The sequence below is a fragment of the Candidatus Binataceae bacterium genome (genome assembly GCA_035294265.1).
Lineage (GTDB): Bacteria > Desulfobacterota > Binatia > Binatales > Binataceae > DATGLK01.
On sequence record DATGLK010000032.1, the window covers coordinates 1 to 24,863 of the forward strand.

Annotated in this window: 23 protein-coding genes; 10 read left to right on the forward strand and 13 right to left on the reverse strand. The window is 63.2% G+C overall.

Translation table 11 applies throughout. From position 1 onward, the window contains the following. On the forward strand, positions 1-1,198 hold a 1,198-nt coding region (locus VKV28_05935; protein ID HLH76333.1), incomplete at its 5' end, for an ATP-binding protein. 12 nt (positions 1,199-1,210) lie between these two features. Here VKV28_05935 and VKV28_05940 read toward each other — a convergent pair. Further along, positions 1,211-1,411, reverse strand: a complete 201-nt coding sequence (locus VKV28_05940; protein HLH76334.1) for a hypothetical protein — start codon at positions 1,409-1,411, stop codon at positions 1,211-1,213. Between the two features lie 110 nt (positions 1,412-1,521). Here VKV28_05940 and VKV28_05945 point away from each other — a divergent pair, with 110 nt between their 5' ends. Together VKV28_05945 and VKV28_05950 are read left to right on the forward strand one after the other, a co-directional pair. Further along, a complete protein-coding gene (locus tag VKV28_05945; GenBank protein ID HLH76335.1) occupies positions 1,522-2,778 on the forward strand; it encodes a CaiB/BaiF CoA-transferase family protein in 1,257 nt (418 codons plus the stop codon). Between the two features lie 2 nt (positions 2,779-2,780). After that, positions 2,781-4,007 (forward strand): CoA transferase, encoded by a 1,227-nt coding sequence (locus VKV28_05950; protein ID HLH76336.1) that lies wholly within the window; start codon positions 2,781-2,783, stop codon positions 4,005-4,007. An 11-nt stretch (positions 4,008-4,018) separates the two neighbouring features. On the opposite strand, the gene VKV28_05955 is transcribed toward VKV28_05950, so the two are convergent. After that, a complete protein-coding gene (locus tag VKV28_05955) occupies positions 4,019-4,816 on the reverse strand; it encodes a 3'(2'),5'-bisphosphate nucleotidase CysQ (GenBank protein ID HLH76337.1) in 798 nt (265 codons plus the stop codon). Then, positions 4,813-5,937 (reverse strand): deoxyhypusine synthase, encoded by a 1,125-nt coding sequence (speY, locus tag VKV28_05960; protein ID HLH76338.1) that lies wholly within the window; start codon positions 5,935-5,937, stop codon positions 4,813-4,815. Before speY ends, VKV28_05955 begins: the two co-directional genes overlap by 4 nt. 213 nt (positions 5,938-6,150) lie before the next feature. On the opposite strand from speY, the gene VKV28_05965 reads away from it, so the two are divergent. The 4 genes from VKV28_05965 to VKV28_05980 all read left to right on the forward strand — a co-directional run bounded on the left by VKV28_05965 (position 6,151) and on the right by VKV28_05980 (position 9,874). Continuing rightward, positions 6,151-6,978: a cytidylate kinase family protein gene (locus VKV28_05965; GenBank protein ID HLH76339.1), complete on the forward strand. Its 828-nt coding sequence runs from the start codon at positions 6,151-6,153 to the stop codon at positions 6,976-6,978. Positions 6,979-7,072: 94 nt separating this feature from the next. Next, a complete protein-coding gene (locus tag VKV28_05970) occupies positions 7,073-8,350 on the forward strand; it encodes a competence/damage-inducible protein A (GenBank protein HLH76340.1) in 1,278 nt (425 codons plus the stop codon). Positions 8,351-8,476: 126 nt separating this feature from the next. Further along, on the forward strand, positions 8,477-8,842 hold the full coding sequence (locus VKV28_05975; protein HLH76341.1) for a GlsB/YeaQ/YmgE family stress response membrane protein: 366 nt from the start codon (positions 8,477-8,479) through the stop codon (positions 8,840-8,842). Positions 8,843-9,103: 261 nt separating this feature from the next. Continuing rightward, complete coding sequence (locus VKV28_05980; GenBank protein HLH76342.1) at positions 9,104-9,874, forward strand: orotidine 5'-phosphate decarboxylase / HUMPS family protein; 771 nt, start codon at positions 9,104-9,106, stop codon at positions 9,872-9,874. Between the two features lie 8 nt (positions 9,875-9,882). Here VKV28_05980 and VKV28_05985 read toward each other — a convergent pair whose 3' ends face one another. Beyond that, complete coding sequence (locus VKV28_05985) at positions 9,883-10,488, reverse strand: TraR/DksA family transcriptional regulator (protein HLH76343.1); 606 nt, start codon at positions 10,486-10,488, stop codon at positions 9,883-9,885. A gap of 280 nt (positions 10,489-10,768) precedes the next feature. On the opposite strand from VKV28_05985, the gene VKV28_05990 reads away from it, so the two are divergent. Next, positions 10,769-11,221 (forward strand): YbhB/YbcL family Raf kinase inhibitor-like protein, encoded by a 453-nt coding sequence (locus VKV28_05990; GenBank protein ID HLH76344.1) that lies wholly within the window; start codon positions 10,769-10,771, stop codon positions 11,219-11,221. Between the two features lie 198 nt (positions 11,222-11,419). Here VKV28_05990 and VKV28_05995 read toward each other — a convergent pair whose 3' ends face one another. From VKV28_05995 to VKV28_06005, 3 genes are all read right to left on the reverse strand, one after another. Then, complete coding sequence (locus VKV28_05995) at positions 11,420-12,745, reverse strand: LLM class flavin-dependent oxidoreductase (protein ID HLH76345.1); 1,326 nt, start codon at positions 12,743-12,745, stop codon at positions 11,420-11,422. 75 nt (positions 12,746-12,820) lie between these two features. Beyond that, the gene (locus VKV28_06000; protein HLH76346.1) at positions 12,821-13,708 is read right to left on the reverse strand and encodes a sulfotransferase domain-containing protein; all 888 of its coding nucleotides are present in this window, start codon (positions 13,706-13,708) and stop codon (positions 12,821-12,823) included. A 159-nt stretch (positions 13,709-13,867) separates the two neighbouring features. Continuing rightward, on the reverse strand, positions 13,868-15,163 hold the full coding sequence (locus VKV28_06005) for an MFS transporter (protein ID HLH76347.1): 1,296 nt from the start codon (positions 15,161-15,163) through the stop codon (positions 13,868-13,870). A gap of 154 nt (positions 15,164-15,317) precedes the next feature. Between VKV28_06005 and VKV28_06010 the strand changes: the two genes are divergently transcribed. Both VKV28_06010 and VKV28_06015 read left to right on the forward strand, forming a co-directional pair. Next, entirely contained in the window at positions 15,318-16,472 is a 1,155-nt protein-coding gene (locus VKV28_06010; GenBank protein ID HLH76348.1) for an amidohydrolase family protein, read from the forward strand. Positions 16,473-16,574: 102 nt separating this feature from the next. Beyond that, complete coding sequence (locus VKV28_06015) at positions 16,575-18,896, forward strand: molybdopterin-dependent oxidoreductase (protein ID HLH76349.1); 2,322 nt, start codon at positions 16,575-16,577, stop codon at positions 18,894-18,896. Positions 18,897-18,966: 70 nt separating this feature from the next. On the opposite strand, the gene VKV28_06020 is transcribed toward VKV28_06015, so the two are convergent. The 6 genes from VKV28_06020 to glpX all read right to left on the reverse strand — a co-directional run. Next, on the reverse strand, positions 18,967-19,260 hold the full coding sequence (locus VKV28_06020) for an NINE protein (protein ID HLH76350.1): 294 nt from the start codon (positions 19,258-19,260) through the stop codon (positions 18,967-18,969). Positions 19,261-19,311: 51 nt separating this feature from the next. Continuing rightward, a complete protein-coding gene (locus VKV28_06025; protein HLH76351.1) occupies positions 19,312-20,469 on the reverse strand; it encodes an acyl-CoA dehydrogenase family protein in 1,158 nt (385 codons plus the stop codon). A 93-nt stretch (positions 20,470-20,562) separates the two neighbouring features. Further along, positions 20,563-20,970, reverse strand: coding sequence for a cobalamin B12-binding domain-containing protein (locus VKV28_06030; GenBank protein ID HLH76352.1), 408 nt, complete (start codon positions 20,968-20,970; stop codon positions 20,563-20,565). A gap of 22 nt (positions 20,971-20,992) precedes the next feature. Then, entirely contained in the window at positions 20,993-22,630 is a 1,638-nt protein-coding gene (locus VKV28_06035; GenBank protein HLH76353.1) for a methylmalonyl-CoA mutase family protein, read from the reverse strand. Next, entirely contained in the window at positions 22,627-23,784 is a 1,158-nt protein-coding gene (locus tag VKV28_06040; GenBank protein HLH76354.1) for an acyl-CoA dehydrogenase family protein, read from the reverse strand. Before VKV28_06040 ends, VKV28_06035 begins: the two co-directional genes overlap by 4 nt. Positions 23,785-23,847: 63 nt before the next feature. Beyond that, positions 23,848-24,863 (reverse strand): class II fructose-bisphosphatase (gene glpX / locus VKV28_06045; protein ID HLH76355.1); only part of this gene is annotated, 1,016 nt, incomplete at its 5' end.

Consider the following 24,863-nt stretch of genomic DNA (forward strand, 5'->3'; position numbering starts at 1 on the left):
TACCGAGGAGGTACGGCTGCGGCGCAAAGACGGCAGTTGGGGCGAATTCGAGGTCGTCCATCAGGCCATAAAACGGCCCGACGGGCGAGAAGTAATCATCTCCACTCAGCGCGACATCAGCGAACGCAAGCGGGCCGAACGCGAGCGACAGTTGTTGGCCTCGATCGTGGAATCCGCCGAGGAAGCGATCACCAGCCGCGACCTCGAATTGCGGGTCACCAGCTGGAATCCAGGTGCCGAACGGCTGTTCGGAATCAAGGCCAGCCAGGCCATGGGAACCAAACCCGGTTTCTTGGATTTTATCGATCGCAACGAACCCTACGAGCAAGCGGTACGGCGCGTGCTCAAGGAGCGGGTGCCCCTGTCACTCGAAAGCCAGTTCGTCCACCCCGACGGCCGCGTGGTCGACATTACGGTCACCGTAGCTCCCCTGCTCGGCACCCACGGCGAGGCGGTAGGCGTAATGTCTATATCGCGCGACATAACGGAACGCCGCTTGGCCGAGCGGGCGCGTGAGTTGGCTCGCTCCAATGCCGAGCTCGATCAGTTCGCGGCGGTAGTTTCGCACGACCTGAAGGCGCCGCTGCGCACCCTGGGTGCGTTCGCCCAATTGCTCCAGCGCCGACTGGCTGCTTACGACGATGGCGAAGTCCAGCAGTACCTGAAATATATCGATCAGGGAGCGCGCCAGATGAGCGAACTTATCGACGCGCTGCTCGATTACGCCCGCATCAAGTCCGGCGCCGAGGCGCTGGCTGAGGTGAATTGCCAAGCCTTGGTCGGCGATATCGTCCATGGCCTGGCTTCTGCGATCGAAGCCTCCCACGCGCAGGTACGCTTTGAAGATTTGCCCACCGTGATGGGCGATCGCGCCCTGCTTTTGCAGCTCTTTCAGAACCTCATCGCCAATGCGCTCAAGTTTCGCGGTCAGCAACCTCCGCTGGTGGTGGTGGAAGCCTGCCGCAAGGATCGCTACTGGCAGTTCGCCGTGCGCGACAACGGGATTGGGATTCGGCCGCGCGACGCCGATCGGATCTTCAACATGTTCGAGCGGCTCCATTCGCGCCAGGAATACCAGGGTACCGGGATCGGACTGGCGATCTGCAAGAAAGTGGTGGACCGGTTGGGTGGGCGCATCTGGGTGGAATCCGAACTAGGCCACGGCGCGACCTTCTATTTCACCTTGCCCCTGGCCTGAGGTTGATTGCCGTCAATCGCCCTGCCATTTACGCAGATGGACCAGCACGCCGGCGGTAAACATCGCCGCCCCCAGCATCGACACTAAAATCGTCAGCGCCCACAATCCGTTTTGCGACGGATCTACCCGCGCGATGGCGGCCAGCATGATCCAGCCGGTTCCGGTCAGTAGCATCACGCCCAACACGATTAGGAAATCAGCGATTACTCTCATCGCCCCAAACAGTAGCGATTAGCACCTGGGCCCGCCATAGCTTGGCCAGCGACTTACCGGCAGCATCGGCTTTGCGCTAGTGTGTCAGGTGATAGCCGTGAGGTGGGCTGATGAGTTGTGAGCTGCTAGCGGGCTTTCGCCTGCTGGATCTGAGCGATGACCGAGGCGCGCTGTGCGGCCGAATTTTTGCCGACTTGGGCGCCGACGTAATCAAAATCGAGCCGCCGATGGGCTGCGTCACCCGCCGCATCCCGCCCTTCTTGGACGACCTTCCCGGCCCCCAGCGCAGCCTCTATTTTCTCGCGTACGAGGCGGGCAAGCGCTCGGTCACCTTGAATCTGGACAGCGCCGACGGGCGCCGGCTGCTGGGCGAACTGGCCCGTCACGCCGATTTCGTGGTGGAATCCTTTGCGCCCGGTTATTTGGCCACACGCTCGGTGGATTACGAACAACTGGCCGCTACTAACCCCCGGCTGATCCAGGTCACGATCACTCCCTTTGGCGACCGTGGCCCGGGTACTCAATTTGCCGCCACCGATCTGACCGTATGGGCCGCCGGCGGAATGATGTACATGATGGGCGAAGCCGGTCGCCCGCCCTTGCAAATGAGTCTGCCGCAAGCGGGTCTGCACGCCGGCGCCGAAGCCGCCGTAGCAGCGCTAATCGCTCATTATGCTCGCCAGCGCAGCGGAATAGGTCAGCGCGTGGTAATAAACATGCAAGCTTGCGTGGTGGGTACCCTGATGAACGAGCAAGCGATGCCGATCATGCACGGCAACTGGATTCGTCGCAGCGGCGCCTGGTCTGCCGCGCTCGGTTTGCAACAGCGCCTCATCTACCGCTGCGCCGACGGCCACGTGGCGGTGCTGATCATCGGAGCTGCCGGGGCCCCTTCCACCCGCGCGCTGATTCAGTGGATGGACGAGCAGGGCCAGGCTGCACCCTGGATGAACTCCATGGCGTGGGAAACTTGGGCACCGGGCATGCTGATGGCGGCCAGCGCCGAGGAACTGGCGCAGGTGCGCGAGCTTGACCAAGCGGTGCAAGCTTTTCTGCTGCCGATGACGCGAGCGGAAATCTATCGCCAGGGGCTTCGCCGGCGCATCCTGCTGGCGCCGGTCAATTCGGTAGCCGACATCGCGCGCGACCCACAATTGGCGGCGCGCCAGTTCTTTGTTCCGATGGCCGCGCCCCCCGGGTTGCCCACGCTAACCGTGCCCGGGCCCTTCGCCCGGCTCTCCCAAACGCCGCTGACACCAACCCAGCCGCCGCCCGCGCTGGGTGAGCATAATCAGGCGGTGTACGGGGAGCTACTCGGTTTGAGTCGCGATGACCTGAGCCGCCTGCACGCGGCAGGCGCGATCTGAGCGTGGCTACCGATCCATGCTCAGCTTTTGCCGGCCTGCATGTGCTCGATTTCACCTGGGTCGCGGTCGGCCCGCTTATCACCAAATATTTGGCCGACAACGGCGCCGAAGTGATCAAAATTGAAAGCGCCACCCATCCCGACGTGCTTCGAATGGCGCCACCATGGGCCGACGGCAAATTCGGTCTGAATCGCAGTCAATTCTTCGCCGGCTACAACACCTCCAAGAAGAGCCTGACGCTTGATTTGAACCATCCACAAGCGCGCGCGCTGGCCCGACGGATGGTGGAATGGGCGGACGTGGTGGTGGAGAACTTCACGCCCAAGGCGATGCGCAAGTGGGAGCTGGACTACGACCATCTGTGCTCCCTCAAACCCGATCTGATCATGCTTTCCTCTTGCTTGCAGGGCCAGACCGGTCCCCATGCTATGATGCCCGGCTTCGGCCAACTGATGGCGGCCTTGTCCGGTTTTGTTTACATCTCGGGTTATCCCGACGGCGAACCCGCCCCACCGTACGGCGCGTATACCGATTACGTCGCTCCCCGCCTGGGCGCCACGGCCCTGATCGCGGCGCTGGATTACCGTCAGCGCACCGGCCGCGGCCAATACATCGACCTATCTCAATACGAGGCTAGCCTGCATTTTCTCGCGCCCGCCCTGATCGACCATTTCGCCACCGGGCGAGTACTGCAACCCCAGGGAAATCACAGCGATCGCTATGCGCCTCACGGCGCCTATCGCGCGCGCGACGAAGGCGGCGAGGAGCGATGGATCGCGATCGCGGTGAGCGATGACCAGCAGTGGCAAGCCTTGCTCGCGACCCTGGGAAATCCGCCGGGCAGCGAGCCGTTCGCCACGATGCTGGAGCGGATACGCGGGGGCGCCGCGCTGGACAGTTTCATCGCCGCCGCGGTGCGCGAGCAGGAGGTCTGGGATCTGACCGCACGCCTGCAGGCCGTGGGGGTGGCCGCCTATCCGGTGCAAAACTGCCTGGATCTGCATCACGACGACAACCTGTTGGCCTTCGATTTCTGGCATTGGCTGGAACATCGCGAGGTCGGCGCCGCGCCCTACGACGGCCTCGCCTACCGCCTGGAGCGCACCCCGGGCCAGTTGCGCTGGGCCGCGCCTACCCTGGGCCAGGATACCGATCAGGTGCTGCGCGAAGTGCTGGGGCTGGAGGACGGCGAGATCGCTCGTTTGCGTGCCGCCGGCGCCCTGGTCTGAGCCGTGGAGGGTCAGTCCGCCGGCAGATCGGGACGGTTGGCCAGCGCCACCAATTGTGGATGCAGCAGGCGGTTGGAGGCGATAATCCCAGGCACGCGCACCGTCGGCTGATTGAAGCGCAGCGCGCTGCCGTCGCGCGCGGTCAGCAACCCGCCCGCCTCGCTGAGCAGAATATGGCCCGCGGCGACATCCCATTCGCTTTTAGGGGAGCGGCTGAAAGTGGCGTCGCCACGTCCCGCCGCCACCAGCGCCAGCTTATAGGCCACGCTGCCAGTGGCCTTGAGTAAGGCCAGATGTTCAAACGGCTTCCAGCGCCCGCGGGCCTCTTCGCTGCGGCTGATCAGGAGCTTGGCTCGGCCCAGATTGGTAGTGGGCGTAACGTGAATGGGCTGCTCGCCCAAGAAAGCACCCCGCCCGCGCGCCGCCCAGAACAGTTCGTCCTTGATGGGGTTGTAGGTCACGCCCACTACCGGTACGCCCTCTTGGGCGAGCGCAATGGCGACCGCGAATTCAGGGATTCGCTTGATGAACTCCTTGGTGCCGTCTAGCGGATCGACGATCCACACGCGCTGGCAGGACAGACGCGCCGAATTGTCGGCGGTCTCTTCCGACAGCCAGGCGTCGGCGGGAAAAGCCTCCCCCAGGATGCTCTTGACAGCAGCGTCGGCCTCCAGATCGGCCGAGGTTACCGGCCCCTGCTTGCCCTTGGAGCCCACCGTAAAGGCCTCGCCACCAAAGTAATCGCGGATAATTCGACCGGCCTCCAAGGCGGCCCGACGCGCGCAACTCAGCTCGAGCTCCCAGTTCATGATTGTCCTTTCTGCTGGCGCTCCTTGCGCACCACCTCGTAGGCCTCCTTGAGTTGGTCCAGCATCCGCTGGCGCTGCTCGTACAAGCGCCGCGGCGGGCGGGCCTCGCGCCGCGCCATCGCATATGCGGTGATCAAGGGCAGGGCTACCGTGCTATCGACATAGCAAACCACCGTATCGGGCAATTTGCTCGGATCAATCTTGCCCCAGCTCACCGCTTCGGCTGGGGTGGCGCCCGACAGCCCGCCGGTGTCGGGCCGCGCGTCGGTTATCTGCAGGAAGTAATCATGACCGGTCTCGGCCACCCCCAACACTTCCTGAATTTGCGGCTCGGTTTGCAGCATGAAATTCTTGGGCGAACCGCCGCCCAGGATAAAGACCGCGCTGTTGAGTTTTTGCCGCTTGGCCGCGTACACGATCGCCGCGGTTTCGTTGACGTCGGCCAGCGGGTCCAGCCGTAGCCCATAGCCCTCCAGTTCCAGCAGCGCCAGGTTCATGCCGATGGAGGAATCGCCCGGCGAGGAGGTATAGAGCGGGACTGCGTGTTCATGCGCCGCCGCCAGCAGCGAGCGGCGTTCCAGCCCGAGCACCCGTTCGCGTTCGGCGACGTAGCGGCCGGCGCGGTAATGGAATTCCGCGCTGCTCATTGGATGCTGAAATTCCGGCTGGCGGGCCAGCTCGCGAAAGAAGGCATCGGTTGAAAGCAGCACCCGGTAATCAAAAAAAATATCGTAGATGCGTACCACTCCCGCTTCGCGCAGAGCCACATCGTCGGCCTCGGCACGCCCCTGGAACATCTTGAGTCCCAGTCCGAAGTGGGTGTCGTGATAGAGGTTGGCGCCGGTGGAAACGATCCAATCCACGAAGCCGTGCTCCACCAGCGGAATTAGACAGGACATGCCTACTCCGGCGGGAGTCAAGGCGCCTGTGATGCTCATGCCGACCACGGTGTCCGGGGCCAGCATCCGTTCCGTGAACAGACGGCAGGCCTCGCGCAGTCGGCGGCCGTTGTAGGCCAGAAACGCGCTGTCGATTAAATCCGCCACGCCCATCTGGGCATTGATCGGGCGCGGATTGATTGCTTCCCCGGAGAGCAGTCCGGGCGCCTTATTTCTCGCCATCTCCCACCATGTGTGATCGGGCACGCGCCACCCAGGCCTCCCCGCGCGCGCCGCGTTGCATGCTGTGTGGGGGATTTCTCACCCTGGGCCCAGCTGCCAGGCTGTCACGCGGTTAGCTTCGCGGCAAGGGCGCCCGCGCGCTGGGTCGATTTGCGCAGCGCCCGCCCTCGGCTTTACAATTGCTGCACCCGGCGTGGAGGCGAGGCAATCCTCATGGCAGTGGTCGCGATTGGACAACAACTGGGCGCTCGCGGCTTGGAGCTGGGACGCGCCTTGGCTCAGCGGTTGGAATGCACGCTGGTGGGGCCCGACGAGATGGCGGCCGAGGCGGCTCGCCGCTTCGGCCTGGACCGCAGGATGCTCGATCTCATCGATGCCCGCCAGCCCCGCTTCTGGGAGCGGCTAACCCTGGACAGCGCCCGTTTGTATACTTACTTTCGCGCCGTCGCCCTGAACTTTGTCGGCGACCATCACGTCGTGATTGTGGGGCGAGTGATTCCTTGCATGCTGCCCGCCGGCATCAGTGAATTGCTGCGCGTCCGCGCCGTAAGCCCGCTCAAAGCGCGGGTAGAAACGGTGATGCGTGAAGAAGGGCTGGAAGCTGGCGCGGCCGAGCGGCGTTTGCTCCATCACGATCAGGAGATGCAAGCCTGGGTAGCCCACCTCATGAATGGGCTGGGCCTCAACGACCCAGCAGTCTACGATCTAACGGTCAACACCGCGGCCCGTCCACTGACCCTTATCAGCGAAGCCCTGGCGCTGATGGTGCACGAGATTGCCGCAGCCGAGGACCTTGCAGCGCGCCAAGCATTGGCGGACCACTGCCTGGCCGCGCAAGTGCGAGCGGCGCTGATGGCCCATCCCAAGATAGGCCATGCCGCGATTGCAGTGGAGAGCTCGCGGGGCCAGGTCCTTCTCAGAAGCAGCGCCCTAGTGCCACCCTGGGATGAGTTGGCGCTGACCGTGGTACGCCAAGTGAGCGGGGTGAGCGGGGTCGAGCTGGAGATCCAGGAACCGCCGCCCCCAGTTCGGGGCGAGTAGGCTGAACACGCGGGAATCCTCGATCCTAGCCAGCGGGCGGTAGTATGCCAGGAAGGTAGCCGCCCATGGCTGGTAACGCGCAGGGAGCATGAGCATGATCGAGCGGGTTGCGATTCTCTCCACCGGCGACGAATTGACCAGCGGCCGGATTACCGACACCAATGCCAGTTATCTGGCCGATCTCATGAGCCAGCTCGGCCTGGACGTGGTCAGCGTCATCACGGTAGGCGATTATTCCGAACGGCTGGAGTGGGCCTGGCGTACCGCGATGGGACTGGCCGACGTGGTAATCTCGACCGGCGGTTTGGGACCTACGGCCGACGACCTGACGACCGAAACGATCGCGCGCCTGGCCGGCAAACCATTGCTACGCGACGAAGCTAGCGCCGAGCACATCCGGCAGATCTTCACCGCCAATGGCCGCCAGATGCCCGAAAACAATCTCAAGCAGGCCCTCTTCCCTCAGGGCGCGGAGATTATCGCTAACCCGGTTGGGACCGCTCCCGGCTTCCGTCTAGCCGTGCCGCAAGCCTCCCACGTCTGCCATCTCGTCGTGCTGCCCGGTGTGCCGCGCGAGATGAAGCCGATGATGCAAGACAGCGTGGTACCGTGGTTGGTGGAGAATCGGGGCGCCGACCAGGTGCTGGTCAACCGCACCTTCCAAACCTACGGGATTAGCGAATCGGGACTGGACGAATTGGTCAGCGGGGTGATCAAGCCCGAAGAAGCTCGGGTCTCTTTTCGCGCCAGTTTTCCGCAGATCTCTTTGCGCTTGGCGGTGCGCGGGCGGCCCGATGCGGCGGCCGCGCGCCTGGAGGAATTGAGCGCGCGCGTGATGGCCAAAATCGGCCCCTACGTGTATGGCGAAGGGGACACCTCGATGGAAGAAACCGTCGGCCGACTGCTCAGCGCGCGCGGGTTAACCCTGGCGGTGGCTGAATCGTGCACCGGCGGACTGATTGGCCATCGCCTGACCAACGTCCCTGGCTCCTCGAAGTATCTCCTGAGCGTGCTGGTCACCTATTCCAATGCTGCCAAGATCAAGCTGCTGGGCGTTAACTCGGACACTATCGAGCGCCATGGCGCCGTCAGCGAGCAATGCGTCAGCGAAATGGCCGCCGGCGCCCGCCGGGTCACCGGCGCCGACCTAGCGATCGCCACCTCGGGAATCGCGGGCCCTGACGGCGGCACCCCCGACAAACCGGTGGGCACGGTCTGCTTTGCGCTGGAGGCGCCCGCGGTCAGCCAAGCGCGCACCCATTGGATGCGGGGGAATCGGGAATGGGTCAAATTAGGCGCCTCCCAATTGGCCTTGGATTGGTTGCGCCGCCATCTGCTGGGACTCCCCTTGAGCGAGCCCGCTCGACGCTGAAGGCTACGCGGGGAAAGGACCCGCGGATACAGTGTTTCTGGAGCTTGCCCTCATCTCTTTCCGCATAAGTTAATGATTGCGGCCAAGCGCGCAATGTTTCCAAAATAGCTGATCGGAGGGCATGTCATGTCCAAAACCGTTGCCTCGCTATCCTTGGTCGTATCGCTCGCCGTCGCCACCCCGGCCCTGGCCCAGGCCGTAAACGGCGGCAATAACTGGCCTGCAGCCGGCTGGATCGCCTGGTTATGCGTGGGTTTGATTGCAGGATTTCTCGCCAGTTTGACCATCAATCGGCATGGCGAAGGCTTTTTTTGGGACATTGTCCTGGGGATTGTCGGCGCCTATATCGGTGGGATTATTTTCCACGCTTTCGGACAGCCCGGGGTGACTGGTTTCAATGCCTGGAGCATTGTGGTGGCCTTCCTCGGCGCTGTGGTCCTGTTGGTCATCTACCACGCTATCATGGGACGCCCAAGCGCACGTCACGCGTGAGGTAGCCAGGCGTACCCCCATCAATCACCCTCCCCCCGCAAGCGGGCGAAAGAGGTCGGAGCAATTCTGTAGCGCCGCGGGGGAAAGCAGCGAATCAACTAACTGCAACGACGAGAATAAGCTGCGCGTGGGCGCCCACATCGGAAGCACCACCTCTCGCCCCTTGACAAGGTAAAAAGGCTGGATCTACTTTCCCTTCATCCAGCTCTGCATAAGATCCGCGACGACTGCGGCAGTAGCGCGAGGTTTGTACCTATCGCCGTGCCTGATTATTGGCCTTTTTCAATTTTACGCCAAAGCGCGCTTCGCGAGCGGGTGATTGTCGAACTCGATCACGGCAGCCCGGGAGAAGCGCTGCAGATGGTGGAACGGCTGGCCAACCAAGTAGGAATGTTCAAGGTTGGCAAGCACCTGTTTTTGCAGGCCGGGCCCGATTTGCTGCGCGCCATCCGCCGCCGCGGTGGCGAGATCTTCCTGGATTTGAAGTTTCAAGACAGCCCCAGGCTGCTGTCGCGAGCGGCGGTCCAAGCCACCCGCTTGGGGGTCAAGATGTTCGACCTTCACCCCAACTATTCGGCCGAAGGAATCGAGCGCACGCGGGCGGAAATCAGCCGCTTGTGCCAACTGGAGGGCTTGCGCCGGCCCTACCTGTTGGCGGTGGCGACGTATTTAAGCTTGGTGCGACCGACGGAAGCGCTGCTGGGCGACGACCAGCAACTGCTCCGCTTGGCCCGTTTCGCCGCACAGGCAGCGGTGGACGGGGTTTATATCGATCCCGAGCATGCCAGCCGGGTGCGCGCGGCCTGCGGCCGGCGTTTTCTGATCGTGACCTCGGTTCGAGGCCAAGTGGGCGCCGAAGCCGCCTGCGGCTTACGCACGGGCGCCGACTACCTTGTCTTCGGGCGTGCGTTGTGGGAGGTTTCAGACCCCTTGCAGCGAGTCCATCAGATCCTGACCGAACTGGAACGCGGCTTGCGCACCGGCCCACGGATTCCGGCCTCGTTGTTGGCCGAACGGCCGCCGCCACCTTGAGCGAGGCTTTAGGCTTGACTGCGCCGACGCCGGCCCCGACGCGCTGGCGGCGCGCTCAAGGGTTCTTCCAGCTCGCCCTCCTCGGGCCCGAACGCGCTCTCGCGCACGGCCAATTCGTCCTCGGGTTCCTTGACCTGATCGTCTTCGACCGATTCCTCTAAATTTTCGGGCCCGCGCCAGCGCCGAATAAAAGGCTCGTCGGTCGGATTAACCCGCGCCCCCAGCTGACCGCGGCGTAGCTCGCGCTTTTCTTGGCAATCGATACAAAAAGTCGCGAAGGGCAAGGCTCGCAGCCGCTCCAGCGAGATTTCATTGCCGCATTGCTCGCACAATCCGTAATTGTGCTGTTCCAACCGACCAAAGGCGGCGTCGATCGCCTTGAGCCGCTCTTCGGAACGCTCGATCAAACTGGCATGCATCTCGATATCGGCCAGCGAGCGCGCCACCTCCAAGTCATCGCTGGGAACGTTAAGGGTTTCATCGGCCTGATCGCGGCGAAACTCACGAATCTTGGCTGATTCGGCATTGCGCTGCAGGCTCAGAATCTCGCGTAACGCGGTAAGACGGCGCTCGTCGATCGCCTCGGACATGGACTTAATGACCTCCGGTTGCATCCGCCATCCTGTTCACCCAACCGTCCACTGTTGTGAATAAATAAAAGAACGGCCTGGAAGCGGTGGAGTTTGAAGACTCAACCAGTTAGATCCATTCAACCCGCCGCGCCAAGTCTGCGCAAGCCTCTTTGTACCCGCGGGCCAGACCATTCTGTTACAGTGAGCGAGGCTGGGCAAATTGCTCAAAAAGGAGAATTCATCGATCACCATGCTCACACCCTCGCTTCGCATCATTGCTGTTGTCGCCATCGTCGTCGGCAGCGTCAGCTCGGTTCAAGCGATGGAGCTTAGCAGCCCCGCTTTTGCCCCGGGCCAACCAATTCCGGTGAAATATACCTGTGCGGGCGAAGACGTCTCGCCTCCATTGAGCTGGCGCGGAGTTCCGCCGCGGACCAAAAGCCTGGCTCTGATCCTGAGCGATCCGGACTCGCCAGGCGGCCGTTTTGTCCATTGGGTAGTATACAACCTGCCGGTCAAGACCAACGAGTTGAGCGAGGATTTGAATAAAACTCCGCTGATCGCTGGGGGCGGACAGCAGGGACAAAACAGCCGCCATGGCTATGGCTATACTGGCCCCTGCCCGCCTCCGGGCCGGGTGCATCACTACCACTTTGATCTTTACGCAGTGAGCGAGCCTATCACTCTGGAGGATGGCACGGGCGCGCAACTGCGCCAAGCCCTCAAAGGGCATGTGATCGGGCGGGCCCAACTGATCGGCACCTTCAGTCGCTAAGCGCGCGCCAAGAGCTGGGAAGGAATGACGGAACTCGCTGCGGTGTTGGGCAAAAGCGCCGAGCGACACGGCACGGACAACCTCGTTCTTGCAAGCCGCAACCTCCGTAACAGCTTGGCTTGCTCTCTCGATTTTCTCTCCTGGCCAGGGAGATTAGAGACTTGGGAGCAGGCCTGGCAGATTTTTTGCCGCAGCCCGTTAGGTGAAGAAGCGGTTGCTCGGACGAGGCAGACCCAGATGCTCGCGCAGGGTTTTACCCTCATACTCGCGCCGGAAGATACCGCGCCGCTGCAGCTCCGGCACGACGCGGTCAACGAAGTCATCCAGGCCGGCCGGAAGGTAGGGAAACATCACGTTGAAACCATCGCAGGCCTCGGCGCGCAGCCACTCCTCCATCTCGTCGGCGATCGTGGAGGGCGTGCCAACGAAGGCCAGACCAGCATAGCCACCTACCCGCTGCGCGAGTTGCCGCACGCTAAGATGCTCCCGCCGGCCCAGCTCGATCACTCGCTCACGCCCGCTGCGGCTGGCGTTGCTTTCCGGTATCGGCGGTAGCGGCGCGTCGGGGTCGAGTCCCGACACGTCATGGCCCAGCGCGGTGGAGAGCGAGGCAATGGCGCTGTCGTAATGGACCAGGCTGTCGAGCAGGGCGCGCTTGTCGCGCGCCTGCGTTACGCTGTCACCGACCACAACCAGCGCACCGGGCAGTACGCTGAGATGCTCGCGCGGCCGGCCCAGTTTGTCCATCCTACCTTTCATGTCGCTATAAAAGGCGCGCGCGTTGGCCAAGGTACTACCCGGAGCAAAGATCATTTCGGCAGTCTCGGCCGCCAGTTGGCGTCCCTCTTCGGAAGCCCCCGCCTGCACAATCACGGGCCAGCCCTGGACCGGCCGTGCGATATTGAGCGGTCCGCGCACCTTGAGAAATTCACCCTTGTGATCGAGCACATGCATTTTGTCGGGGTCGAAATAGATCCCGCTCTCGACGTCGCGGATGAAGGCGTCATCGGCCCAACTGTCCCACAGCCCCATCACCACTTCGACGAACTCGCGCGCACGCCGATAGCGCACTGAATGGTCGAGATGCTCGTCGCGGCCGAAGTTCATCGCCTCGTGCGGGTTGCCGGAGGTGACTACATTCCATCCCGCACGTCCCCCGCTGATATGGTCGAGCGAAGCGAATTTGCGGGCCACGTGGTAGGGCTCGTTGTAGGTGGTGGAAGCGGTGGCAATCAGGCCCAGATGTTCGGTAACCACGGCCAACGCCGGTAGCAGGGTAAGCGGATCGAACGAGGTGACAGTGGCACTGCGCTTAAGCGCCTGAATCGGCATGTTGAGCACGGCCAGATGGTCGGCCATGAAAAAGGCGTCAAATTTGCCCCGCTCCAGGGTCTGCGCAAAACGCTTGAGGTGGTGGAAATTGAAATTGGCGTCGGGCAAACCGCCCGGATAACGCCAGGCCGCGGTATGGATACTCACCGGCCGCATGAATGCACCCAGGTGCAATTGTCGTGAGCTGGCCATGGTCAACTCTCCCACCCCTTTGTATCATCTGGCGCCCTCCCGCGCTTGCGCCGGGCGCCTCGGGGCGAGCTTCGGTCACAGATCGACCGCCAGCGAAGTCATGGCAGGCTCACCTGGCGCGACCCCGCCAGGCACCTTCCAGGCCGACAGGTCGCAACCGAGCAGCCGTTCCAACCGCTCGATATCGGGCAGGAACCGCTCTCGCAGAGGCAACTCCTGATCCGGTGTCAAGGGCGCAAATGGGCGGCCCGGCTGCGAGCACCAACGCCAAATCTTGAGCCGGCCAATCATCCGGTCCGTTCCGTGATAACCGTAAGCTTGCAAGCCCAGTTGCAGTTCTCGGGTCAGTGCCGCGATACGCGGCCGCTTGGGGGCATGGGTGGCAGCATTCCTGAGCCCGGAGCGTCGAGCTGCCACCGAGGTCGCCAGATCGATTTCCGGGACCTTCAGGAAGCGGCACACCCCGTTGACGAAGGCCATGGGGGAGGCCAAAAGGTCTTCGTAAAATGTGACATACACGTTCTGGCGACCAAAAATGTCAAACCAGGCCTCCAAATGCTCGGCATAACAACTGGGAGCGAGCAAGTCCGGATCCGCCCTGATGGCGGCAGCGAGGGAGAGCTGCTTGGGGTCGCGTCGCGCCCGAAGGCGATATTGGGAGTAAAGCCGAGCCACGGGATCGCGCAAAGTGCAAATGATTTTGGGCGCTTTGAGATGCTGGTTAATCCGCTGTCGCGCCAGCGGCAGATGAAAATAGGTAGGGCTGAATTCGCCAACCACCGGCATTTCCTCACAATGGCGGAAATGGGCACTGTACCAGTGGATGCCGCGATTATAACGGTTGGCAAAGAAATCGGTCTCTTTGACCTTGGCCGGCAGCCCCACCCGCGCGGCCAGAACCCCATTGAGCCACGTAGTTCCCGTCCGTGGCGGTCCAACCCCAATAAAGTCGGGCAATCTCACACGCGCGCTCCGTTTGGCTTCTCGTCGTCATCTCCCGAACTTCGTTGAAGACGCTCAAGCCAGACGTAGCGTGGTCAAATCAGGTTGACACCGGACAAAGCCGACGGTTTCAGCTAACGTTTTCCGACCGCAAGCGAGGAAAGGCGGCAGACAGTCTTGTTATGCCGAGGGACGCGGATCGCCGGCAATGATCCTAAGCCGCATCAGGACTACGGCGCCGCATAGCAGGCCGACGAGCGCGCATAACTGCACTGCCAATTGAGGAGTGAGGTGCTGGCCGACAAACCCCACCCCCAGCGCGCCAAAGGGCAGCATCCCGATCGCCGACAGGGTAAAGAAACTCATTACCCGCCCACGCAGTTCGTCGGGAACCGAGATCTGGAGCAGGGTGTTTGTGGTGGTGCGCGATCCGATCAGCCCCATTCCGATCAGCGCTTGCGCGGCTAGCGACAATCCCAGCCAGGGCGAGAAGCTGAAGAGCGAGGTCGCCACCGCCATGAGCAGCAGTCCCAGCCCGAGCATCCAGGACAATTCGCGGGCGTCGCCTACCCGGATGGCCAGAATGAAGGCGCCAACCATTGCACCCAGCCCTTGGGCCGCCATCAGGAAGCCATAGTCGCGCGCCTCGCCATGTAGGATGTTGCGGGCAAAAATCGGCACCAACACGGCGTACTGCGAGGCCACCCCGTTGGCCACCGCCGACAAGAGCAGCAGGTAGAGGGTGGGCTGGTGATGGCGAACGTAGCTGAAACCTTCGCGCAACCGCTCCAGCATCGAGGAATGCTTGACGTGCACCTCCTCTGTGGCCAGGGTCATCGCCAAAAGACTCCAAATCACCGCCAGATAGCTCAAGCCGTTGAGGAAAAAGCAAGTGGCGGTGCCCACCGCGGCGATCAATATGCCGGCCACCGCGGGCCCCACCACCCGCGCCCCGTTAACGATCAGCGAGTTTAACGCGATGGCATTGGAGAGATCTTCTAAATTGACCATCTTGACCACGAAAGCCTGCCTGCCGGGCATATCAAAGGAGCTGACGATGCCGTTGAAGGCGGCCAGGATGATGACGTGGATCGGCCGCACCACTCCCAACCAGGTAAGCGCCGCCAGCACCATCGCGCTGAGCATCAGCAAAATCTGCGTCGCGGTAATCAGTCGGCGCCGATCGACCCGGTCCACCACCACCCCGGCAAAAGTGGTCATCAGCAGCACCGGAAGATAGTTGGCGAACGAGACCACTCCCAGCATCATCGAGGAATTGGTCAATCTAAGAATTAGCCAGGCCTGGGCCGCGCTTTGCATCCAGGTGCCGATAAGCGAGGTGGCCTGGCCGAAAAAGTAAAGCTTAAAGTTGCGATGGCGCAGTGCTCGAAACATCGATACCGATACTGGTCCGGTATCGTCCTGCTCGACCTCGGGAGCGACCTCCGCTGGGCTTGGAAAAACTGGCTCGGCCATGATGACGCGGCACAGTGTGGCATATGCACCAGCTTCAAGCATCGCACCCGGGCGTTTACCTGCAAGTAGAGCAAAGATTGACAGCGAGATGGGTAAGCCTATGTTCGAGGAAGTCAGCCCAAACCCGAGGCCCAGCTTGGCAAGGGGGTAAGCGATGGATGACCTCAACTGTTACAAGCTGATTTCATGCGACGATCACCTGGATCTGGGCTATCTGCCCACGGACCTATGGACCAGCCGCTTGCCCGCCAGGTATACCAGGCGGGCGCCCCACGTCGAAGAACGCGAGGGTCGCGGCTGGTGGATCAGCGGCGACACGGTGTGGGGGCCCTGGCGTGGGATACGGCCCAAGGGAGCGGTCACGCCGCCGCCCTACCTGACGGCGCTGGAACGCGGCGGCCATTCCGACTTGAGCGACCTGCGGCCCGGTAATCCCAAGCTACGCTTGGCGGATATGGACCGCGACGGGGTCCATACCCAGCTCATCTTCGGGCCGATCACCTCCATTATCGAAGAAGATCAAGAGTTCCGCGACGCCTGCCATCGGGCCTATAACGACTGGCTGGCTGAGTTCTGCGCCTACGCACCCGAGCGTTTCCTGGGCGTGCCGATGCTCCCCTGGAGCCCGGCTTCCGCCACCGCTGAGTTGAGCCGCCTGGCCAAAGGCGGGCGCTTCAAGCAGGTTAACCTCGCGCTAGCAGGTATACAGCCCGGAATCTCAGACCCGGCTTGGGAGCCGTTCTGGAGCGCGTTGGAAGATAGTGGCCTGATCCTCTCGTTCCACGTTACGGTCTTCGTCGTTGGCGCCCGGCGCGACGACCCGGCCGCCGGCACTCCGGCTGGCACTTTCAGCGCGACTAAGAACTTCGTGGCAGGCTTTCTGGATTCCTTCGTCGATCTGTTCGCCTGGGGCATTTTGGAGCGCCACCCCGGGATTAAGATCGTCCTAGCCGAGGCCGGCGCCGGATGGCTGCCGTGGGTGGTCCAGGAACTCGATTACCGTTATTGGCGGCTGTGGGAGGCCAAAGAATATTGGGCCGACAAAGGCGGCATCCCGCTGCGTGAAAAACCCTCCGATCTTTTCAAGCGACAGATTTATCCGACCTTTCAGGAAGACCATGTAGCGATGGCGCTAATCGATTTCTTCGGACCCGACCATCTGCTGTGGGGCTCCGACTATCCCCATCCCGACAGCGTATGGCCCAACTCGCGCGCCGCCATTGAGCGCCAGATGGGCCGCCTCGCCCCCGAGCTGCGCAAGAAGCTCACCCACGATAACGCTGCCAAGCTCTACCGCCTCAACATCTAACTGACCGCGCGCCCAGGACGCCCGGCGGATAGGCGGCCACGCGCTACCGGTCTGTCACGCGAGATGTGCTAGTCTTAGGCTTTCCGCAACTAAGGTTCGATCATGATGGATGTCAAACTGGTCCCTCATCATTGCCACTGGGGCGCGTTCCTGGCCGAGGTCCGAGATGGGCGGGTGGTGGGCGTGCGCCCCTTCGAGCACGATCCCGACCCTTCGCCCCTGCTCGAGGCGATTCCGGCCGCGGTGCACTCGCCGATGCGTGTCGCGCAGCCGATGGTGCGCCAGGGATGGCTGGCTCACGGCCCGGGGAATGGCGCCGGCCGCGGCCGGGAACCCTTCGTGGCGGTATCTTGGGAGCGCGCGCTGGATCTGGTGGCGCGGGAGATCGCCCGGGTCAAGACCAAGCATGGGGCCAGCGCGATCATGGGTGGTTCGCAAGGCTGGAGCTCGGCGGGCGTTTTCCATGAAGCACGTGTCCAACTCCGGCGCTTCCTGGCGGCGGCGGGCGGCTTCGTCGACCAGACTTCCAATTACAGCTTCGGCACAGCGCTGACTTTTCTGCCCCACCTGCTGGGCAGCGCGCAAGCGGTCACCGGACCGCTGACTTCATGGAGCTCGATCGCCCGCCATACCCGCCTGATGGTCCTGTTTGGGGGCGCCAATCCTAAAAACACCCAAGTCACCAAGGGTGGATGCGCCGCCCACCCAACCGCAGGATGGCTACGTGAATTGGCGCGAGCCGGAGTGCGGGTGATCAATGTCAGCCCCAGTCGCGATGACGGCCCTGCGGCCGTGAATGCGCAATGGTTGCCGATTCGGCCCAACACCGACACCGCGATGCTGCTCGCGCTGGCCCATACGCTGGTGGCCGAGGAGCGCCACGATGGCCAGTTTGTCGCGCGCTACTGCGAAGGCTTCGAGCGCGTACGCCCCTATTTGTTGGGTGAGAGCGACGGCCAGCCTAAGGATGCGAATTGGGCTGCGGCGATAACCGGGGTACCGGCCGAGACTATTAGGACGCTGGCCCGCCAGATGGTTGCCAGCCGCACGATGCTGACCGCGTCGTGGTCGTTGCAACGGGCCGATCACGGCGAGCAACCATACTGGGCATTGATTCTGCTGGCGGCACTGGTGGGGCAGATCGGCCTGCCCGGCGGCGGCTTCGGCTTCGGCTACGGTTCGGCGGCGGGAATTGCCGAACCGCCACGCGCCTTTGCGGGGCCGGCGATGGAGAGCCTGCGCAATCCGCTGGGCCAAGCCATCCCCGCCGCCCGCATCAGCGATTGCTTGCTCAACCCAGGCCGCACCTACGATTACAATGGCCATCAAGGGATCTATCCCGACATTCGTCTGGTCTATTGGGCCGGCGGCAATCCCTTCCACCATCATCAGGATCTCAACAAGCTGCGCCGCGCCTGGCAGCGGCCCGAGACGATCATCGTCCACGAGCCATGGTGGACTGCGACCGCTCGTCACGCCGACATCGTGCTCCCGGCGACCACTTCGCTGGAGCGCAACGATATCGGCGGCGCGGCGCGCGATCGATTCGTGATCGCGATGCATCAGGCGATAGCGCCCGTGGGTGAAGCGCGCGACGACTTCGCGATCTTTCGCGACCTCGCGCGCCGGCTGGACTGCGAAGCCCAGTACACAGGCGGCCGCGACGAGGGGGGCTGGTTGCACCATATTTACAACCAGTTCCGCTCCGGCACCGGAGCGGCGCGCGAAGTGGTGCCCGAATTCGAGGAATTTTGGCGCCAGGGCTATCTGGAAATTCCCGGGCGCCAAGACGAATACATTCTATTCATGGACTTTCGCACCGATCCTGTAAAACATCCCCTAGCCACGCCCTCGGGCCGCATCGAGCTGTATTCCACCACAATTGCCAATTTCGGCTACCCCGATTGCCCGCCGCATCCGACCTGGATCGAACCCGCCGAATGGCTGGGCGGGAGTCTGGCCGCGGCCTACCCGCTGCATCTGGTCTCAAGCCAGCCACGCGACCGCCTGCACAGCCAGATGGACTGCGGCCCGGTCAGCGCGCGCGGCAAGATTGCCGGCCGCGAAGCCATTGCGATTAATCCCCGCGACGCGCTCAAACGCGGTATCAGCGACGGCGACGTGGTGCGGGTTTATAACGCGCGCGGCGCTTGCCTGGCGGGCGCGCTGATAACCGACGCCGTCAGCGAGGGAGTCGTGCGGCTTTCTTGCGGTGCATGGTTCGACCCTGTAATGAACGGCGACGAAGAACTGTGCGCGCATGGCAACGCCAACATGCTGACCCGCGATCAGGGCACCTCCAGCGTAGGCCAGGGCCCTACTTCGGCCACCGCCCTGGTGGAAGTCGAGCGCTGGCTAGCTGCTGCGCCCCCGGTGCGCGCCTTCACACCACCGGTGCAGATCGAAGAGTCGGCTCTGCAATAGCGCAAATCGATAGCTTTGAAATGGCTGAGTTCAGGCCGGCAGCCTGATTGCCGGGCCGAGATACAATCTTTCAATCCCAGAGCGGGATGCGGAAGCCGTCGGCGTCGCGGAAGCGCCCCATCGCGATCAGGATCAGATCGACCAGCCAGCCGATACCGAACAAGCCACCGGTAGCAAGCCAGAGCAGTCCGGTGACCAACTTACCGACGTAAAAGCGATGGATTCCCAGATAGCCTAGGAACAGGCAGAGCAACAACGCGACCATCCCCGAACGATCGGAATAAGGTTCCTGAGGGCGTGCGATGCGCCATCCCGAGCCGATCGGCTCGCCGCATCGGTTGCAAAAGCGCGCGTCGACAAGCAAGAGAGCCCCGCAGCGCGGACATTCAGGCGAAGTGGAAGGCGTGCTCACGGCTCAGGCCGGCAGGTAGCCGTCGCGCAGCAGCGACTTAGCAATAATCAGGCGCTGGATTTCACTGGTCCCTTCGCCGATCTCGGCCAGCTTGGCATCGCGCATGTAGCGCTCCACCGGATAGTCGGTGATATAGCCGTAGCCGCCGAAAATCTGCACCGCCTTGTTCGTAATCCATACCGCGCTCTGGGAGGCGAACAGCTTGGCCATCGCGGCTTCACGAGCAAACGGCCGGCCCCAATCTTTTAGCGCGGCAGCCCTCAAGAAGAGCACCCAGGAAGCCTCCCAGCGGGTCGCCATGTCGGCGATCAGGGTCTGGATGGCCTCGAAGTTGGCGATCGGCTGGCCGAACTGGCGGCGCTCGCGCGCATAGGCGACCGCCTCTTCCATCGCTCCACGGGCGATGCCAAGGGAAAAGGCGGCGATTCCTACCCGCCCGGTTTCCAACAGGGTGGTCGCCTGCCGATAACCCTGGCCCGGGGTGCCCAGCAAATTGGCGGCGGGAACGAAGACATTGTCGAAGATTACCTCGGCGGTATCCGACGCGCGCAGCCCCATCTTCTCGATTTTGCGCCCGTTGCCCAGCCCCGGGCTGTCGCGCTCGACCACGAAGGCCGAGATACCATCGCGGCCGCGCGCCGGATCGGTGATCGCGGTTACTACGTAGATGTCGGCGATACTGCCGTTGGTAATGAACATCTTGCCGCCGTTGATCCGATAGCCGTCGCCCTCGCGATGCGCCCGTGTGCGCATCGCAGCCGCATCCGAACCCGAGCCCGGCTCGCTCAGGCACCAGGCTCCGACCTTGCGCCCGGCGATCATGTCGGGCACGTGGCGACGCACCAACTCGGGGCCGCCATAGCGCTGAATATGGCCGGTGGCCAGCGAGATATGGGCCGCGCAACTGAGCGCCACCGCGGCGTCGTAGCGCGCCAGCCCCTCGATCACCAGCGCTTGCGATACGGTGTCCGCGCCGCCGCCGCCAAGCTGCTCGGGAAAGCTCAACCCGAGTGCGCCCAGCGCGCCCAGTTGGATAAACAGCTCGCGCGGAAAGCGTTCGGCCGTTTCCCAAGCCGCGCTATGAGGCTTAATTTCGCGCCGAGCGAAGTCCGCGATCGTTTCGCGCAATTGGCGCTGTTCCTGGGTTAGTTCAAAGTCCATAGCCGTCGAAGTCTTGCTACACACCAGCGCTGTCGCCGCGCGTGACGATCGACGGGCTCGCGAAGAAAATTCGACCTCATCGACCCACCGATGCTAAGCGCGCGGTTGGACGTGCTCGCGCACCCAGGCCACGATCTCCTCGGTGGAGGCTCCGGGCCCGAAAATCTCGCCCACACCCATTTCTTTTAGCCGCGCGCCATCCTCGGGCGGAATAATTCCCCCTCCGAAGACCATCACGTCGCCGGCGCCGCGTTCACGCAGCAAGCGGATGACCTCAGGAAACAGTGTCATGTGAGCGCCGCTGAGCACAGACAAGCCCACTGCGTCGGCGTCTTCCTGGATCACGGTTTCCGCGATCATCAGCGGAGTTTGATGCAGCCCCGTGTAGATCACCTCGCAACCGCCGTCGCGCAAGGCGCGAGCGATAATCTTGGCGCCCCGGTCGTGCCCATCCAGCCCCGGTTTGGCCACCACTATTCTAAGCCGCCGCTGCTCCTGCATCGCTCGCCTTCACCTGGTCCGATTATAGCCAGCCGGGATCACGATACACACCCAGCTCGCGGCGAAACACGTCGCTGATTTCGCCCACGGTGCCGTCGGCGGCAACCGCCGCGCAGATCGGCTCCATCAGGTTTTCTCCGCTGTGACAGGCCCGCGCGACCCGCTCCAGCGCCTGATTCAACTTGACGCTATCACGCCGCCCTTTGAACGCGCGTACCCGCGCGATTTGTTCGCGCTCCACCGCTGGATCGATCTTGAGGGTTGGGATCGGATGGCCGTCTTCAGGCTGGACGTGAGTATTGACGCCGACCACGGTTTTGCTGCCGGTTTCGAGCTGGCGCTGATAATGAAAGGCGGCGTCGGCAATCTCGCGCTGCGGATAGCCCAGCTCGATCGCGCGCAGCATTCCACCCATCCGGTCAATGGCGTCCAAGTAGGCGCGCGCTTCGCGCTCCAGCCGGTCAGTTAGCGCCTCGAGGGCATAACTGCCCCCCAACGGATCAATCACATTGGTCAAACCGGTTTCTTCGGCGATAATTTGCTGGGTGCGCAGGGCGAGGGTGACCGCGCTTTCGGTGGGCAGGGCCAGCGTCTCATCCATCGAATTAGTATGCAGCGACTGGACGCCACCCAGCACTCCAGCCAGCGCCTGGAGTGCAACCCGCACCACGTTGTTCATGGGCTGCTGAGCGGTGAGCGCGGCGCCCGCAGTCTGGGCATGGGTACGTAGCATTAAAGATCGTGGGTCGCGAGGAGCAAAGCGCTCGCGCATCAGGCGCGCCCACAGCCGTCTGGCGGACCGCAACTTGGCAATCTCTTCGAGAAAATCGCTGTGCAGGTTGAAGAAGAAGGAGAGCCGCGGCGCGAACTCATCGACATCCAGACCGCGCCCGATCGCCTGCTCCACATAACACAGACCGTCGGCCAGGGTGAAGGCCAACTCCTGGGCCGCGGTCGAGCCGGCCTCGCGGATGTGGTAGCCGGAGATCGACACCGGATGCCATCGTGGGACGCGCCGGGCACAGAACTCGATCATGTCCGTGACGATCCGCAGGGCCGGCGCGGGCGGACAGATCCATTCCTTCTGCGCGATATACTCCTTGAGCATGTCGTTCTGGATGGTGCCGCCCAGCGCGCTCCAGGCCACGCCTTGACGCTGCGCGTTGACCAGGTACATCGCCAGGATAATAGAGGCCGAGCAATTGATGGTCATCGAGGTGGTGACTTGGTCCAGCGGAATCCCGGCGAACAGACGTGCCATGTCCTCGATCGAGGTCACCGAAACCCCTTCGCGTCCGACTTCACCCAGCGCCCGTTCATGATCGGCATCGTAGCCCATCAGGGTAGGCATATCGAAAGCGGTAGATAGGCCGGTCTCGCCATGGCCCAGGAGAAAATGGAAGCGCGCGTTGGTGTCTTCGGGCAGACCGAAACCTGCGAACTGACGCATCGTCCACAGCCGCCCGCGGTACATCGAACCGTACACGCCGCGGGTGTAGGGAAACTGCCCGGGGTAGCCCAGCCCGTCCTCGTAGTCGCCGGCGAGATCCTCGGGCGTGTACAGGGGTTGGAGTTCAAGGTCCGACAGGGTGGAAAAGCGTGCCGGCCGCGGTGCACTACGGCTGTAAACCTGCTCTTCCCACTCGCGCTTGCCGCTCATCGCCAACCCGCGCTGGTCTCCAACACCCGGGCCGCGATCACCAGGCGCTGGATTTCGGAAGTGCCTTCGTAGATCTCGGTGATCTTGGCATCGCGATAATAGCGCTCCAGGGGGAACTCGCGGGTATAGCCGTAGCCGCCATGAATCTGCAACGCCTCGTTGGCGGCGCGCATCGCAGCTTCGGAGGCGAACAGCTTGGCCATCGCGGCTTCCTTGCTGTGCGCCGCGCCGGCATCCTTGCGCGCCGCCGCCTGCCAAGTCAGCAGGCGAGCAGCGTCGAGTTCCACTGCCATGTCGGCCAGCTTCATCTGGACCGCCTGAAAACTACCGATCGGTGCTCCAAAGGCACGCCGCTGGCCCGCGTAAAGCAGCGCTCGCTCCAGCGCCGCCCGCCCGATCCCGACCGCTTGCGCGGCGATACCGATGCGGCCACCGTCGAGCGTCTGCATTGCCAGCTTGAAGCCGCTGCCTACCTCGCCCAGCCGCAAGTCGGCGGCAATGCGCATTTGGGTAAAACGCAATTGAGCGCTATGAGCGCCGTGAATTCCCAGCTTCTCCTCGGTGCGCACGACTTCGAAACCGGCGCTATCGGTGGGCACGATGAAGGCGCTGATACCGCGATGGCCGGCCCCGGGATCAGTCACCGCAAACACGATCGCGACCGCAGCCTGCGGCCCGTTAGTGATGAAATTCTTGGTCCCGTCGATAACGTAACCTTCGCCCTCGGCACGTGCGCGGCTGCGCTGGGCGGCGGCGTCGGAACCTGCCTCCGGCTCGGTCAGTGCGAAGCAGCCCAGTGCCTGGCCGGCGGCCATCGCCGGTAAAAAGCGAGCCTGCTGTGCCTCGGTGCCTGCCGCCAGGATCGGCCAGCAGGCAAGTGAACTGTGAGCGGAAACGATCACCGCGGTGGAGGCGCAGGCCACTGCCAGCTCCTCCAGCGCGAGGGCGTAGCTGATGTGATCCATTCCAGCGCCGCCGTAGCGCTCCGGGATGAAGATGCCCATCAGTCCGAGCTTAGCCAACTCGGCGATAATCTGGGCGGGAAAGGCGTGCTCGCGGTCGATCCTCGCGCTTTGCGGCGCCAGTTGCTCGCGCGCGAAGCGGCGCACCAAGTCGCGAATCGCAAGTTGACTGTCATTAAGCTGCAGCTCCATTATAAAGCTCGTGCGCCCCTGTGCCTTCCTTCGCCGTGAGGGCACACGCCCGCCGGTCGCCGCTCAATACTCCGGCTTGAAATCGAAGCGATGGATCGCCTGGATGAAGCGCACGGTGCGAGTCTTAGAGCGCATCACCACGCTGTTGGTCATGGCACCGCCAGAGAAAAACCGTACCCCCCTGAGGTAGTCGCCGGTGGTCACGCCGGTGGCGGCAAACATCACGTTGTCGCCGGCCAATTCCTCCAGAGTATAGCAGTGGTTGAAGTCGAGGATGCCGGCGGCCAGACAGGCTTCGGCTTCCTGTTCGTGGCGCGGCCGAAAGCGGCATTGCATGTCACCGCCCGCCGAGCGGATGGCGGCCGCCGCCAGCACTCCCTGATGGGCGCCACCAACTCCCATGAGGATATCGATTTCGCTATCGGGATTGGTCGTGGCCAGGGCCGCCGACAAATCGCCGGCCGACAGCAGCTTGATGCCGGCCCCGACCCGGCGCACCTCGGCGACCAGTCCCTCATGGCGGGGCCGATCCAGGATCGCGACGCGCAAATCCTCGACGTACACTTTCTTGGCTTCGGCCAGCGCGCGCAGGTTGTCGGTCGGTGAGCGATCCAGGCTGATAATCCCCCGCCCGATTGGCCCCACCGCGATTTTTTCCATATAGGTGTTGGGACAGCGTAAGATCTTGCCGCGCTCGGCCAGCGCCACGCATGACAGCGCGTTGGGACCACCAGTGGCGCTGACCAGCGAGCCCTCCAGGGCGTCGAGTGCAAAGTCGACCTCGGGCCCAATCCCAGTGCCGACAATTTGACCGGCATAGAGCAAATCGGTCTCGCCGCGATCGCCTTCGCCAATCACGATCTCGCCGTCGATCGCGATTGCGTTAAGCGCGCTGCGCATGGCCTCGCAGGCCGCGCGCTCGGCCAATTCCGCATCGCCCTTGCCAATTAGCCGCCCGACCGCCAGCGCCGCCGCCTCGGTTGCTCTTACTGCCTCAAGTGCCAGGTTGCGATCCACGCTCGATACGCCCTCGCTAAGTTTTGGGCCACCAGGACCGGGGGCTCGGTGCCCGTTCCCAG